Below are 15,024 nucleotides of genomic sequence, written 5' to 3'. Positions count from 1 at the left end.
CATTTGTATTAAATCACTAAATTTGCTTTTTGATATTTAGAGAGTGATAACACCTCGGAAATTCCGAGTATATACTTCGGCGACGCCGACAATGGAGGAATCCTAGTTTGCATTTTTGGAAGTTGTTGCGCAGATGTTTTAAATCAGATTAATTGATATCTATCTGGATCATATTCAATTTTACTTTATCGGTAAAGCTGAATATCAAATTTTATGATTTTATCTCGCATTTTTTAAATATTTACTGATGAAAAAAGACTGCCGAAGCAGTCTCTTGATCTATTCAGTGCATCAATGTGAGCGAGGTTAACCTTCTAAACCTTGGCTCGCGCTCTTATTCTGGATGAGTTCAATTTTATAGCCATCTGGGTCGGTGACAAAGGCGATGTGTGTCGAACCGCCTAGAACAGGGCCTGGTTCGCGGGTAACATTGCCACCTGCTGCTTTAATGGCATCACAAGTTGTGTAGATGTCGTCAACGCCAATCGCAATATGACCAAACGCGTTGCCCATGTCGTAGCTGTCTGTACCCCAGTTGTAAGTCAACTCGATGACAGCACCTTCTGATTCGTCGCCATAGCCGACAAAGGCCAAGGTGTACTTGTACTCGGTATTTTCGTTTTTGCGTAGTAGTGTCATGCCCATGACTTGGGTATAGAACTCGATAGCGCGGTCCAAATCACCGACACGAATCATGGTGTGAAGAATACGTCCATTAGACATAGAGATTGCTCCAGATAATGTGTAAAAAAGCCACCCACACGTGGATGGCTTATAACTATATACTCAAACTCATGCTAGATAACAGCGTTCAATGTGATTACTGATTACAACAAGTGGTAAGCGAGCTCATCAAAGAGATCCATTGACGCTTGTTGCTCTTCTTGTGTCATGCGGCGCTTGATAATCCGGATGCGTTTTTCTGCATCGCTATCACCGTTCGCCTCAGCAATGTAATACCAAGCAAGGGCTTGGATTTTATCTTTCTCTATGCCTTGTCCTTTTTCGAGCATACGTCCGTAGGCGATCTGCGCCGACGTGTGATTCTCAATGGCAGCGGCTTCGAGGAGTTCGAGCGCCTTGCCATAGTCACGGCGTAAGCCTTCGTCGCCATCTCGATATAGGACACCCTTAAGGTACAGCGCATGGGCGTCACCCTCATTGACCGCTAAATCGAGGTAGTGCATCGCTTTGGTTCTGTTGCGCGTTAACCCTTCGCCATTGAAGTAAGCAACCGACAAGTTAAACATGGCGTCCGAATTGCCAAGATCCGCAGCCTGCTGGTACCAGTAAGCGGATTTTTCGAAGTTTTGCGAGACGCCTTCCCCAGTATCATAAGCGACGCCTAGGTTGTACATTGCGCCATCATGCCCAGCTTCTGCGGCTTGCTGATACCAGTGAGCCGATTGTTTATAGCTTTGCTCTACACCTGTCCCCTCATCGTACATAATCGCAAGCTCAAACATACTGTCCATGTCGCCTGCTTTTGCTGCAATTGTGTGGTACTTGGCGGCTAGTGGGTAGTTGGTTTCTGCCCCCTCACCGTTGTAGAACATGTATCCAGCACTGTATGCGCCATAGCTATCACCAAGATCACCTGCCTTGATGAACCACTTAAGCGCTTCTTCATAATCTTGCTCTAGGTACACGGCCTCGTAGTAGAAATCCGCGATATCTGTCATGACATCTGGGTCGCCAGCGTTGGCGAGTTGTTCAAGTAGTGCGATACCTTTTTCGGCAGCCTCTAGCGTTTCGCTCTCTCTGACCAGCATTAGGCCGACTTCATGCTGTTCTTCTTTGGTGCCATTTTGCGCTTCAGCAAGCAGGGCTAGCAGGGCTGAGTCATCGGCAGAGTCGTCGTTGTAATAGGTATTTTCCCACTGGGCTGCTTTGGCAGGATCTTTCGCTACACCAATGCCTTCCGCATACATATGTGCCACCATTTCGATACTGTCATCGTCGCCACCTTCAGCGGCGATAAGGTAGTACTTAAACGCTTGCTCATAATCAACTGGCGTGCCTTCACCGTTGTAGTACATGAAGCCAGCGCTGTAGGCGCCATAGGTGTCTTCGCGATTTGCCGCTAGTAAGAACCACTTTAGCGCTTCTTCAAGATCTTGCTCAACGTAATCGGCTTCATAGTAAACATCACCGAGATCAGTAATGGCTTCGATGTAGCCGCCGTCTGCGGATTGTTTGAGTAATCGGATCGCTTCATTGACGTCACTGCGGTTTTGCGCATCATAAAGCAGATTGATGCCTTGTTCGCGAAGCGATTTGGTTTCTGCGCTGACGGTTGCAGTGGTAAAGCTGTTTGAGTTTTCAGTGGACGCGCAAGCCGAAGGTAGGAAGAGCGCGCAAGAGATTAAGCCAGCCAAAAGTTGCTTTTTATTCATTATTTCCTCTACGAGATAGTGAGGCGAGTCAAGAAGTCACCGCGTTAGGTGTCACTCATGGTCTCGCGTATCCATGTTGTGTCATGTGCCTGTATGCGCAGGGCGAGAGGGCAATTTATTATTATCATGACAAACTGTGGCTGATTGTAACGAAAGATGTCGCCATTTGCGGCAATAATGACGAGATGACGAATAATTGTTGCGTGTTATTGTGAACTTGGACAGAAACTGAAGAAAAAGAGAGGCAGGAAAGCTCGCCATTGAGGGGGGTAATGACGAGCGACTTTTGTCAACGTTACTCGCCGTCTGGGTAGACTTTCTCTTTAAATTCGCACAGATCTTCGATAATGCAACTGCCACACCGTGGTTTACGTGCAACACAGGTGTAGCGGCCATGGAGAATCAACCAGTGGTGGACGTCGAGTTTGAACTCTTTAGGGACGACCTTGAGGAGTTTTTCTTCTACTTGGTCAACATTTTTACCCATTGCGAACTTGGTGCGATTTGAAACGCGATAAATATGTGTATCGACCGCAATGGTTGGCCAACCAAATGCGGTGTTGAGCACAACGTTGGCCGTCTTCCTACCAACGCCAGGTAGTGCCTCTAGCGCTTCTCGATTCTCCGGTACTTCCCCGCCATGTTGTTCGAGCAATATACGGCAGGTCTTGATGACGTTCTCTGCTTTGGAGTTAAACAAGCCAATCGTCTTGATATATTCCTTGACGCCATCGACTCCCAGATCAAGTAGGGCTTGAGGAGTGTTTGCAACGGGATAGAGTTTGTCTGTCGCTTTGTTGACACTGACATCGGTGGCTTGCGCGGAAAGCAAGACCGCGATGAGGAGTTCAAACGGCGAACTCCAGTTAAGTTCCGTTTCGGGTTTGGGGTTGTTGGCGCGCAAACGCTCTAAGATTTGCACGCGCTTTGTGTTGTTCATAGTGGCTGACGCTTCCGTGTATTATGCTCTTGAGGTGCTTGGTGTCGCTATCTGTACCAGACAACGCACTAGGCTCTTTTTTTGGCATATTGTAACGAGATTCAGCAGATGAGGGTAGGGATAGAAAGGCTCACTGTTTGAAAAGCAGTGAGCCATATAGAGATGAGGTTATGCCTTAAGCTATGAGTGAGAATAAACGTACCTGTTGTGACAGGACTGTTATTGCGGGCTACCTGTCACACGCACCCGTTCGATTTCGGGCTTCGTTGTCTTAGGAGCGGCTTTTTTTAACTGCTCATCAATCAAATTTTTGGCCGCGATAAGGAGTCCCACCCCGATAAAGGCACCGGGCGGTAACATCGCGAGTAGAAAGTTACTCTCTGAGGTAAAGATTTCAATTCTCAGTACTGTTGCCCATTCGCCGAGTAACCTGTCGGCACCATCAAAGAGCGTGCCGTTCCCCAATACCTCGCGTAACGCGCCGAGTGCGACAAGTGCGGCTGTCATCCCCATTCCCATCCAAAAACCGTCAATCGCGGCGAGTTTTGGTGTGTTCTTTGAGGCGTAAGCTTCTGCACGACCAATAATAATGCAGTTGGTGACAATTAAGGGAATAAAGATGCCTAAGGATTGGTACAAGCCAAAGGTATAGGCGTTCATCAGCAGTTGTACACAAGTAACAAGGGAAGCGATGACCATCACAAAGACGGGAATACGCACTTCCTTGGGGATGTATTCACGTACCAAGGAGACGGTGATGTTTGAACCCAATAGCACCAAAGTGGTCGCGATCCCGAGTCCGAGCGCGTTGGTGACGGTGGAAGAAACCGCCAGCAGTGGACAAAGGCCCAGTAACTGTACCAAGGCAGGGTTATTATGCCAAAGGCCATTGGTCATCAATGCTTTATGTTCACTCATTGTGACTCCTTACACTGTTCAGCGGCACGAACTATCGTTGCTTGTTCTGATAAAAAGTAGACTCCGGTGCGTTTGACTGCATTCACAACCGCACGCGGTGTGATAGTGGCACCGGTAAATTGGTCAAACTGTCCGCCATCTTTGCGCACTGCCCATGGTGCTAACGCGCTAGGGTCGATGAGACGACCGACGAAGCTCTCTACCCAATTGCTGACACGGAGATCGATTTTATCGCCAAGTCCGGGGGTTTCGGCGTGCTCCAACACGCGTACACCCAAGACTTCTCCTGATAGCGCAATACCCACGATGAGTCGAATTGTACCGTTGTAGCCATCGGGGGCGATGGTTTCAATCGCGATCGCCGTTGGCTCACCTTGCTTGGTCGCAAGATAAGCAGGCATGGGCGTCTGACTGCTTAACGCATTCGGCGCGGTTAGCATCAAACAGCTGTTCGCGAGGTCGTTGTCATAAATGTCTGACGGAATAACCTCATTCAAGGTTTTGAGCAACTGCTGTTGTTGCTGATGAGCAATCGTCGGTGCAGTAAGGTAATGGGTTACCGCCACCAAGCCAGTTGATAGTACCGCTGCGATGGTAAGCACTTTGGCATTGTTTTTAATCGCATTGAGCATGGATTACTCCTTAATGTCCATAAGTGCGGGGGCGAGTATAGTAATCAATGAGGGGCACCGTCATATTGGCAAGTAAAACGGCAAATGCTACCCCATCAGGATACCCCCCCCAACTGCGTATTAAGAACACCAGTAAACCGATCATCGCGCCAAATATCACTCTGCCTCGAATGGTGGTCGATGCACTAACTGGGTCCGTAGCGATGAAGAAGGCGCCGAGCATGGTTGCGCCAGAGAATAGGTGTAAGAGGGGAGAGCCACTGCTGTCCGGTCCGAACAAATAACTCAGGCTAAACAGCACGAACATGCTACCTAGCATACCTGCTGGAATGTGCCATTGGATGATACGAAGGCGGATTAGGATAAGCCCACCAATGAAAAAGCCGATGTTGATCCAAACCCAGCCAATACCACCAAGATGACCAAAAATGGGGTTCTGTAATGCTTCTGAAGCAGTAAAACCTGAACTTAGCGCCGTTTTCATTGTGTCCAGCGGGGTGGCCATGGTACTGCCATCAATACCGAGCTGAAGTTGATTGGCACTGAAGCCTTCAAGATCAAACCCAGTGAAGACCACAGAAAAGACATCGCCCATACCGACGGGCTCTGCCATCAATGAGGATGGGGGTTGCCATGTCGTCATTTGGACTGGAAATGAGATAAGTAGCACGACATAAGCGACCATCGCGGGGTTAAATAGGTTTTGACCTAGGCCGCCATAAACGTGCTTTGCGATTAGAATCGCGAAGATGCCGCCGATGACAGCAATCCACCAAGGTGCAAGCGGGGGGATGGCGATGCCAATCAGGACGCCAGTGAGTAGGGCCGAGTTATCGCGAAGGTAGGGCCAAACTGGACGACGGCGGCAAGCAACGGCGATAGCTTCAGCAACGACCGCAGTGACAGATGCAATCGCAATTTGAACGAGTGTACCAACCCCAAAGAAAACGCATTGCGCCACAATGCCAAACGCACAACATAAGATGACGGTGCGCATAATTTCATTGGTGCGCTTACGGTTGTGATCATGGGGTGAACTGGCAAATAAAAACGCCACGATTAGTTATCCTCTTGCTTATCTTGTAGGGCTGCTGGCTCGGTTTGCCGCTCTGCTTGTTGTGCCGCTTTGCGGGCTTTAGCACGTGCGACGGCGGCGGCAACCGCCGCTTTTTTCGGGTCGACTGGCTCTGCATCAGTAGCGGTTTCTTCCACTGCTGGCTCGGTTTGCTGCTCTGCTTGTTGTGCCGCTTTGCGGGCTTTAGCACGTGCGACGGCGGCGGCAACCGCCGCTTTTTTCGGGTCGACTGGCTCTGCATCAGTAGCGGTTTCTTCCACTGCTGGCTCGGTTTGCTGCTCTGCTTGTTGTGCCGCTTTACGGGCTTTAGCGCGTGCGACGGCAGCAGCTACCGCCGCTTTTTTTGGATCGACTGGTTCAGCATCTTGCGCAGTGTCTTCCACTGCTGGCTCGGTTTGCTGCTCTGCTTGTTGTGCCGCCTTGCGGGCTTTAGCGCGTGCGACGGCAGCAGCTACCGCCGCTTTTTTTGGATCGACTGGTTCAGCATCTTGCGCAGTGTCTTCCATTGCTGGCTCGGTTTGCTGCTCTGCTTGTTGTGCCGCTTTACGGGCTTTAGCACGCGCGACGGCAGCAGCTACCGCCGCTTTTTTCGGATCCACTGGTTCAGCATCTTGCGCAGTGTCTTCCACTGCTGGCTCAGGTTGCTGCTCTGCTTGTTGTGCCGCTTTGCGGGCTTTAGCACGTGCGACGGCAGCAGCTACCGCCGCTTTTTTCGGATCGACTGGCTCTGCATCAGTAGCGGCTTTTTCCACTGCTGGCTCGGTTTGCTGCTCTGCTTGTTGTGCCGCTTTACGCGCTTTAGCGCGCGCGACAGCGGCGGCAACTGCATCTTTTTTGCTGTCATTTGCAGGGGTAGACTCTGATACGCTCTCCTCAGCAACGGCAGCCTTGCGTGCTTTCGCTCTCGCGATAGCAGCGGCAACGGCCGCTTTCTTCTCGCTGTCTTGCGGCGCGTCAGCGGCTTCTTGTTTCGCAACCTCTTCCATTGCGGCGGCTTTTGCTGCTTTCTTCTCGCGAGCAAGGCGTTTACGCTCTTCGCGTAGTTTCATCATCTCGCTATTGTCTGGCTCGGGTTTGCGCTCAGTTGCTTGGCCTTTCAGTGCTTCAGCTTGCTTGGCTTTGGCTCTCGCAATGGCGGCCGCAACGGCAGGTTTTGGCTCAGATGAGGCTTTTTTCGCTTTTACTCGTTCGATTGCCGCAGCCACTGCGTCGTTATCTTGTGTCTGCATTGCTGCGCGACGATCTGCAGCAGCACGCTTGTGGCGATTCTCTCGCTCTTGCTTGTCTCGCTCCATGCGCGCTTGCTTCGCTTCGTAGCGTTGACGTGCACGTTCCGCTTTTTGTGCATCTGCATCCCGCTCACGAATTTCAGATTTCGCTTGGCGGTAGTACTGAACAAGTGGGATCTCACTCGGGCAGACATAGGCACACGCGCCGCATTCAATACAATCAAAGAGGTTATATTCGTCGCACTTATCGTAGTCTTGGTCTTTCGCATACCATTGCAACTGTTGTGGTAGCAGAGAAGCAGGGCAGGCATCGGCACAGGCACTGCAACGAATACACGCCATTTCTGGACCAGACTCGGGTAGCTCTCTTCGGGTCGGCGCTAGAATACAGTTGATGGTTTTGGTGATTGGCACTGAAGTGTGCGGTAGGGTAAAGCCCATCATTGGGCCACCTAGGATGATACGTTGGCGACGCTTCGCTTTATATTGATAGGTGTTCAATAACGTTTCGATAGGCGTACCGATACGCGCCCAGACATTGCCGGGTTGTTTAAACGCTTCGCCAGTTAAGGTGACAACACGTTCAATCAGGGGTTCTCCGTCAATGATTGCTCGCTTGACTGCAAAGGTTGTACCGACGTTTTGCATCATGATGCCGATATCAGAAGGCAGCCCTTTTGATGGCACTTCTTTACCAGTGACTATCTTTATCAGCTGCTTTTCGCCACCGGAAGGGTACTTAGTCGGAATGACGCGAATCAGCAGGTTATCATTTTGCTGCACATGCTGGGTCAATGCTTTGATGGCTTCAGGCTTGTTATCCTCGATCGCAATGATCGCCATGGCTGGCTTGAGGATATGACTGAGCACTCGCACACCTTCAATCACTTCGTCCGCGTAGTCTTGCATTAAGCGGTCATCTGCCGTGATATAAGGCTCACACTCCGCGGCATTGATGATGAGCAGTTCCGTATGGCCCATTGCGCTTTGCAATTTACGGCTTGTTGGGAAACCTGCACCCCCCATCCCGGCAATACCGGATAAACGGACCTTTTCGAGCAGCTCAGTGGGCTCCGCGTAGCGATAGTTGGGGATAGGGTGAAGTTCTATCCATGTGTCTTGGTCATCGGGTTGGATCACAATACAAAGATCATCTAATCCCGAAGGGTGAGCGATGGTACGTGGCTCAATGGCGATGATCTTGCCTGAAGTCGGCGCGTGTATAGGGACACACATCGCGACATCAGCCTGCGTTAGCGCCTGACCTTTCAAGACATGATCACCCACTTTTACGCTGATATCCCCTTTCGCACCAATGTGCTGCTTTAAGGGAATGATAAGCTCAGTTGGAAGTGGAGCTTGCGCAATTGGGGTTTGATTCGAAAGCGTTTTGTTTTCTGCAGGATGAATCCCACCGGGGAAGTCCCACAGTTTGCCGTTCTTGATTTGCTGAATAATAGAATGCATTAGTGGGTCTTCTCCGTGTCATCCGACGTCAAGGTGGTTACAGGGATGGCAAACTGCTGCCATTTCCAAGTCTCTGGCGTTTGATTGACAGGAATCATCTCAATACAGTCGGTTGGACAAGGATCGACACAGAGGTCACAGCCAGTACATTCATCTTTGATCACGGTGTGAACGGCTTTGGTGCCACCAATGATGGCATCGACAGGGCAAGCCTGAATACATTTGGTACATCCGATACATTCATCCTCATGGATAAACGCGACGGTTTTCTTACTCTTTTCATCATCGTGGGCAGAATCCGTGGCTTCAACCCCCATCAGGTCTGCGAGTTTCTCGATGGTGGGTTGACCACCTGGAGGACACTTGTTGATTTCATCGCCATTGGCAATGGCCTCAGCATAAGGACGACAGCCCGGATAGCCACATTGGCCGCACTGAGTCTGCGGTAAGATGGCGTCGATTTGATCGACGATGGGATCCGCTTCGACTTTAAATCGAATCGATGCAAAACCGAGAATCATGCCAAAGATGGCAGCCAGTACCGCGAGGGCAAGTACCGCTAAAAGAATTGTCGTCACAGTTTTACTAACCCCGTAAAGCCCATAAATGCGAGAGACATGAGACCCGCAGTGATCATCGCCACAGAAGCCCCTTTAAACACATTGGGTACGTCCGCTGCTGCAATACGTTCACGCATGGAGGCAAACAGAATTAACACCAAAGAAAAACCTGCGGCTGCACCAAAGCCATAGACGACTGACTGAATGAAGTTGTGGTTTTCGTTAATGTTCAGTAGCGCGACACCGAGTACAGCGCAGTTGGTGGTGATCAGCGGTAAAAAGATCCCTAACAAGCGATACAAGGTCGGACTGGTTTTGTGTACGACCATTTCGGTGAACTGGACAACAACCGCGATGACAAGAATGAAGCTCATCGTGCGCAGGTATTGAATACCGAGGGGCGCGAGAATATAGGCTTCAACCAGATAAGCGGTAACAGAAGCTAAAGTTAGGACGAACGTTGTCGCCAGCCCCATACCGATAGCGGTTTCAAGCTTTTTTGATACCCCCATAAAGGGGCATAGGCCAAGGAATTTGACCAACACAAAGTTGTTCACCAACACGGTGCCAACTAATAATAATAAGTATTCGGTCATTACGACATCATCTTGCTCAGTGTGATCCGGATATTATCTTCGTTAACGCCTTGCTTAACAACCATAACTGGGCAGGGTTTTTGGGTAAAAAGGCGGTGAAATTGGACGATTTAACCCGGAAGATAAGTTGAGTTGACATTTTTATAAAGATTTTAGTCAGCGGTAGGCAAATTCGGCGACTGATTTATCATCAATTTTCTCATATTGAGATCAATAGCGCCGAGGTCAGCGACATACTGCGCAGCAGCGTGTCGTGGAGTAGAAACGAAAAAAGCCTCGTCGTGGTGACGAGGCTTTTAGGAATTTGGCTCCCCCTGCTGGACTTGTACGGGGCCGCCGAGGTCAGCGACATACTGCGCAGCAGCGTGTCGTGAGGTAGAAACGAAAAAAGCCTCGTCGTGGTGACGAGGCTTTTTAGGAATTTGGCTTCCTCTTCTGGACTTGTACGGGGCCGCCGAGGTCAGCGACATACTGCGCAGCAGCGTGTCGTGAGGTAGAAATGAAAAAAGCCTCGTCGTGGTGACGAGGCTTTTAGGAATTTGGCTCCCCCTGCTGGACTTGAACCAGCGACATACGGATTAACAGTCCGCCGTTCTACCGACTGAACTAAGGGGGAATCGTTGTGTGGGGCGCATATTATCGGCTCAAAGAAACGCTGTCAACACTCGACCGAAATATTTAGTGCGACTGTTGATTCCTTGAGCATTTTCACGCGCCACTGTTGATATTATTGGCTCAAGTGTGTCGAGATAGTGTCGAAGACCGCTAACATATCTAAGTCATACTCTGGCATCGACGAAATTTCCGGTGAGGCCAAACGGACGATAACGACATCGGTAGTAGGATTCATATAGATATATTGTGCATACATGCCTTTTGCCATTATCGCGTCATCATCATTGTTGGTTAGCCAGAAAAAGCTGCTGTATGCTCCGCCCGGAATACGAGCCTCATAAGCACTGTCCGCAAATTTACTCGCATCGCCGGTGGTGATACGGTCATAGACCGACTTATCAAATATACGTTCACCGTTGTATTCGCCCTGATTGACGATCAACTGACCAAATTTAGCGGCATCGCGAGCGGTCATAAACAGCCCGCCAGTGGCCCATGCGAACGTGTTGGTATCTGCCATCAATGTGGTGTGGTTCTCTGCCCCAAGTTGAGACCAGAACTTGTCTGACATCACTTCTTCGAAACGTTGACCTGTGACGGCGCTGATCACCCAGCCAATCGCATCGGTTTGCGGAGAGTTATAAACAAAGTTTTTGCCATGCTCACGATCTTGTTCGATACGCGGCAGAATTCCGAACACCCCATTGGTTGGTTTGCCCGGCATTGGCCAAGTACCCGCGGCATTACCATATTCACGAGCGAATGACGTTTCATCCATCAGCGCTTCCATGCTTTCGTCCCATGCGGTGCCCGCTGTCATGTCGAGCAGTTGTTGAACCGTTGCACTGCCCATTGCTGTCCCTTTCAATTCAGAGACATACTCTTTGGCGCGCTTCGTGGGGTCGATTTTACCCTCAGCAATTAAGATCTCTGCCGTTAAGCCGGTGAATGATTTGGTCATTGATGCTAGCCAGTGCTGGCTGTTGGGTGTCATTCCATTCCAATAGCTTTCGTGGACAAGCTTACCCTTGTGAACGACAACAAAAGCATCGGTATTGTGACTGTGAAGTACTTTTTCAATGGTGGTGCTTTCACCTTTGCTATTGGTGATCGCGAAGGGCAATACATTAGTGTTGTTGCCCATGGGCCAGTCGATGGTAGGGCCACTCTCGACGGGAACCGTGGCTAATAGACTGGTGATGTTTTGAAAACTCCAGCGATTGTAGGGGTACATCACCCAATTTGCTGAAGTGACTTGCGCTTCAGCAACTGGAGGAATTGATGCCATGATGCCGAGATCTTGCCAAGTTTGTTGTTGAGCAAAACTCGTTGCCGTTGTGAGAGAAAGGGCGAATGAGAGTGCTGTTCGGGTGAGTTTATTCATTGTCATCTTTAACTGCCTTACAAAGTCGAAAACATCTGTCCTCACGCGATACCAAAGCGGGAAATTGCGATTGATTGAGGATAGAACTAGCGTACACTGGTATGGTGAGTAGAAAAATTTGAATAAAACTAAAGTAGGATTAGATAATTTCTAATTTAAATGATGGCGCAAGATCTCTTAAATCATCTGGAACTCAAGTCACTACGGATCCTTATCCAGCTACTTGAAACAAAAAGCGTCACCGCAGTGGCAGACACGATGGCCATGCGTCCTCCGAGTGTGACTTACCATCTCAATAAGTTACGCGATACCTTTGAAGATCCTTTGCTTGTGCCCGTAGGGCGTAAGCTGGTGTTAACGCCAAAAGCGGAAGAGTTACATCTTGCTTTAGTACCTGTATTGAAGCAATTGGAGTTAGCACTGAATGTGAATACCTTTGAGCCGGTAAATGCCACTGGTGTCGTGAAGATTGCGGTGCAAGACTTCGGCGCGATAGCGGTTATTCCACGTCTGCTCGATGAGTTAGAAAAGAGTGCGCCCAACATAACAATTGAAGTGGTTAACTGGCCGCAAAATGCCGAGCGTTTGATGCAGTCAGGCGAAATAGATTTGGCAATCAATGCGATTACGCAATTGAACAGCCAATTGCACGGCTATCAGCTTGGCGATATGAGTTTTAGTGTTTTGATGGATAAGCAGCATCCGCTGGCACAGGCTCACTTTAGTGATAGGGCTGTATTTGATTACGCACACGTTCGTGTTCATCCGACCGGTTTAGGTGAAATGCGCATTGATGCGCTTGCTAGGTCACTGAATGTCACTCGTAACGTGTCGTTGAAGGCATCCACTTTTTCATTGGTTGCTCAGGCGATTCAAGACTCTGAGCGTGTTGCTATTGTGGCAACGGGGGCAGCCAATGTACTTAGTCGTGATCGTTTTGCCGTTATGCCTTTTCCGGCGATTGAACCTGTGCCGTTACACTGTTTCTGGCATCAACGGAGTCATCATGATCCCGTGCATAAGTTTGTTCGCAAACATTTGATTGCGATAAGCCAAACACTGTTTAATCACTACATGAATACAGGCGAAGAGTCGGTTTGATAGGGAAGGGGTTTGAGTATAAATTTATTACATATTAAAAAATAAGCTCGCAACGAGACGAGCTTATCGGTGAAGTCAATCAGCGTGTTACAGCTTAATGTTGGTACGTAAACCAACAATAGTCGCATTGGTCTCTTTTTCGGCTGTTAGTGTTTGAATATTACGGTATTGCACATCAGCAGTAAAAGTTAGCCAAGGTAAGGCTTGATAAGCGTAGAAGGCTTCAAAACCATGCTCATCTTTCACATCTAAGCCAAGCTCTTCGGCGCGGGTCTGCATATCATTGGCAATATTGGCGTAGAAATAGCCAAGCCCCCACTTGTCTTGTGGTCGGTTAAAGAACAGCGCGTCACCACCCACACCACCAGCAAAGCTACCACTCAGTAGGTTAGGGTTACCATCTGCTACCGAACCGCGAAGGAATAGGCCCCAAGCATTGTGGCCTTGCTCTACGAAGTTATGGGTGAATTGTGCACGAATATTGTACTTACCAGCGTTAGTTTTTAACTCATCACTCGCAATAGAAAGCCAGTCAGTGCCTTCTTCGGTACTGTAAGTCGCGTTTAAGCCAATTGAGGTGTTACGCCCAAACAGTTGGGTAGGATAGGTTGCACCGATTGAGGCGTTGACGCCATCTTTGAACAGCTCCTTGAAGTTCAGATTGGCTTCATAGCGATCACGAGGGTCGTATAGCATCGCTGTCCAGTTAAGGTGATCGGTTTTAAAGCTATACACGGCACCCGCAAAGCTTGGCGGAGTGACCCCTGAAGGTGGGGCGACGAAGTTAAGGTTGTTGAAGCCATAGCGCGCCGCACCGCCATAAAATGGGGCGCGACTGATCAGTTCAATCGCGTCAATTTTGCCAAGAATCAAGCGGCTACCGTTGTCAAAACCATGGGTATAAAAGAAAGAGGAGACAAACGGAGAGTCGAATTTATCACCATAAAAGGCGGCGTTGGTATGCGTTGCGGTCGTAAAGCCTAGGTCGTTGGCATCATTTTTACGATACACGACTTGTGAATGAAAACTGCCGCCTTCCCAAAGGCCCATTTTCTCCGTACTGGCAGAGATGAAGGCATCTAATCGATGGGCATTTTTTGCTGATGAATCATCGCTACCGCTGGTGACACTCTGTAGGTAATGGGTGTATTCCCCGTTAAGGGTTAACGCACCATCGGTTAACGACCCTCGAGACTGCCAGTCTGCGGCCATTGCAGGGAGTGCACAGGCTAAAAGTAGCGGTGCGGTATATTTAATTTTTGACATATTAATTACCAATACAACATGAACGACTAAAGATGCGCTTCCTAAAGTACAAAAGAAGGCAGCCTGATTTTACGAGCTAGGCGACTCGCTTATAGAGCTAGTCAATAAAAATTGATGAATAAACGAAAGAGACGATCTGCGATAAACACGGCTGTGGCACAGGTAACTATCAGCCCCAGAATTTGTTTCTTCATCTTATTTACCTACTGTCTTCGCTTTTAATTTGACGTCTCTTGGCTAAACAACCGCCACGTTGCCAGCGTTAAAAAGGTTACGCTGGTTGAGCCAAGGTTGTGACTTGATTCAGTGTGAGGTTGTTGCTGCAATTAAAAATCGCGCCAATTGCGTCGCTTGCTTCTTCTAAGTTGAGATAGCCATTTTTGTATGCATTTACAATCGTTGCTGCATTACCTTTATCCAGTGCAGAGATGGCAATTTCTGGGTACTGCTTTTTGAGCAGGGTAAATAGCGGCGTCGTTTCAGGTGCGCTAGATAGCGTATTTTGTTGAATCTTGTTGATGAGCTGTTTAATAGCATCAATGCAATTACCAAGATTGAAATAACGCTCAACATTGACTTTTCGGGCAATGCGTTCACAAAGTGATGCGATGGCCTGTTTTAGAAATGTCAGTAAGTCACGACTGATTTCTGGTTGCATCTGTAGCTGTGCTTTTACATTTGCGAGCTCGGAGATAAAGGTCTCACGGTGCTCTGCGAGTATGATTACGTGCTCGTCCTTGATGTACGTTTCCATTTCGCAGCAGAGCTCAGCTAGATATTGCTTATCTAGCAAGTTCAAACTGGACATGTACACCACCTTATTAACTAAGTGATGTCATAGTAGT

General features: G+C 49.0%; 13 protein-coding genes and 1 tRNA gene. 1 reads left to right on the top strand and 13 read right to left on the bottom strand.

Translation table 11 applies throughout. The features are described 5' to 3' along the window. Positions 1–306: 306 nt before the first annotated feature. The 11 genes from gloA to TSUB_RS11360 all read right to left on the bottom strand — a co-directional run bounded on the left by gloA (position 307) and on the right by TSUB_RS11360 (position 11,818). Positions 307–723 (bottom strand): lactoylglutathione lyase, encoded by a 417-nt coding sequence (gene gloA, locus TSUB_RS11410; RefSeq protein ID WP_087016348.1) that lies wholly within the window; start codon positions 721–723, stop codon positions 307–309. Between the two features lie 104 nt (positions 724–827). After that, complete coding sequence (locus tag TSUB_RS11405; RefSeq protein ID WP_087016347.1) at positions 828–2,396, bottom strand: tetratricopeptide repeat protein; 1,569 nt, start codon at positions 2,394–2,396, stop codon at positions 828–830. A gap of 295 nt (positions 2,397–2,691) precedes the next feature. Continuing rightward, on the bottom strand, positions 2,692–3,336 hold the full coding sequence (gene nth, locus TSUB_RS11400; protein WP_087016346.1) for an endonuclease III: 645 nt from the start codon (positions 3,334–3,336) through the stop codon (positions 2,692–2,694). A 219-nt stretch (positions 3,337–3,555) separates the two neighbouring features. Next, complete coding sequence (locus TSUB_RS11395) at positions 3,556–4,254, bottom strand: electron transport complex subunit E (RefSeq protein ID WP_087016345.1); 699 nt, start codon at positions 4,252–4,254, stop codon at positions 3,556–3,558. Further along, positions 4,251–4,886 carry an electron transport complex subunit RsxG gene (rsxG, locus tag TSUB_RS11390; protein WP_087016343.1) on the bottom strand — a complete coding sequence of 212 codons (636 nt, stop codon included), beginning with the start codon at positions 4,884–4,886 and terminating at the stop codon, positions 4,251–4,253. The genes TSUB_RS11395 and rsxG overlap by 4 nt, the downstream gene beginning before the upstream one ends. A gap of 10 nt (positions 4,887–4,896) precedes the next feature. Then, positions 4,897–5,943 carry an electron transport complex subunit RsxD gene (gene rsxD, locus TSUB_RS11385; protein ID WP_087016326.1) on the bottom strand — a complete coding sequence of 349 codons (1,047 nt, stop codon included), beginning with the start codon at positions 5,941–5,943 and terminating at the stop codon, positions 4,897–4,899. 2 nt (positions 5,944–5,945) lie between these two features. Further along, a complete protein-coding gene (rsxC, locus tag TSUB_RS11380) occupies positions 5,946–8,657 on the bottom strand; it encodes an electron transport complex subunit RsxC (RefSeq protein ID WP_221274524.1) in 2,712 nt (903 codons plus the stop codon). Further along, positions 8,657–9,235 carry an electron transport complex subunit RsxB gene (gene rsxB, locus TSUB_RS11375; protein ID WP_087016322.1) on the bottom strand — a complete coding sequence of 193 codons (579 nt, stop codon included), beginning with the start codon at positions 9,233–9,235 and terminating at the stop codon, positions 8,657–8,659. The genes rsxC and rsxB overlap by 1 nt, the downstream gene beginning before the upstream one ends. Continuing rightward, positions 9,232–9,813, bottom strand: coding sequence for an electron transport complex subunit RsxA (rsxA, locus tag TSUB_RS11370; RefSeq protein WP_087016320.1), 582 nt, complete (start codon positions 9,811–9,813; stop codon positions 9,232–9,234). Before rsxA ends, rsxB begins: the two co-directional genes overlap by 4 nt. A 540-nt stretch (positions 9,814–10,353) precedes the next feature. Continuing rightward, positions 10,354–10,429: transfer RNA gene (locus tag TSUB_RS11365), tRNA-Asn, on the bottom strand. A 111-nt stretch (positions 10,430–10,540) separates the two neighbouring features. Then, complete coding sequence (locus TSUB_RS11360) at positions 10,541–11,818, bottom strand: serine hydrolase domain-containing protein (protein WP_087016318.1); 1,278 nt, start codon at positions 11,816–11,818, stop codon at positions 10,541–10,543. A gap of 153 nt (positions 11,819–11,971) precedes the next feature. Between TSUB_RS11360 and TSUB_RS11355 the strand changes: the two genes are divergently transcribed. Further along, a complete protein-coding gene (locus tag TSUB_RS11355) occupies positions 11,972–12,913 on the top strand; it encodes a LysR family transcriptional regulator (protein WP_087016103.1) in 942 nt (313 codons plus the stop codon). 87 nt (positions 12,914–13,000) lie between these two features. Here TSUB_RS11355 and TSUB_RS11350 read toward each other — a convergent pair whose 3' ends face one another. Together TSUB_RS11350 and TSUB_RS11345 are read right to left on the bottom strand one after the other, a co-directional pair. Beyond that, entirely contained in the window at positions 13,001–14,179 is a 1,179-nt protein-coding gene (locus TSUB_RS11350) for a carbohydrate porin (protein ID WP_087016105.1), read from the bottom strand. Positions 14,180–14,450: 271 nt separating this feature from the next. Next, the gene (locus tag TSUB_RS11345; RefSeq protein WP_087016107.1) at positions 14,451–14,987 is read right to left on the bottom strand and encodes a hypothetical protein; all 537 of its coding nucleotides are present in this window, start codon (positions 14,985–14,987) and stop codon (positions 14,451–14,453) included. Positions 14,988–15,024 lie beyond the last annotated feature (37 nt).

It is taken from the genome of Thaumasiovibrio subtropicus (genome assembly GCF_019703835.1).
GTDB lineage: Bacteria > Pseudomonadota > Gammaproteobacteria > Enterobacterales > Vibrionaceae > Thaumasiovibrio > Thaumasiovibrio subtropicus.
Note: the sequence above shows the minus strand (reverse complement) of the source record. Positions and strands in the feature narration are given on the sequence as shown.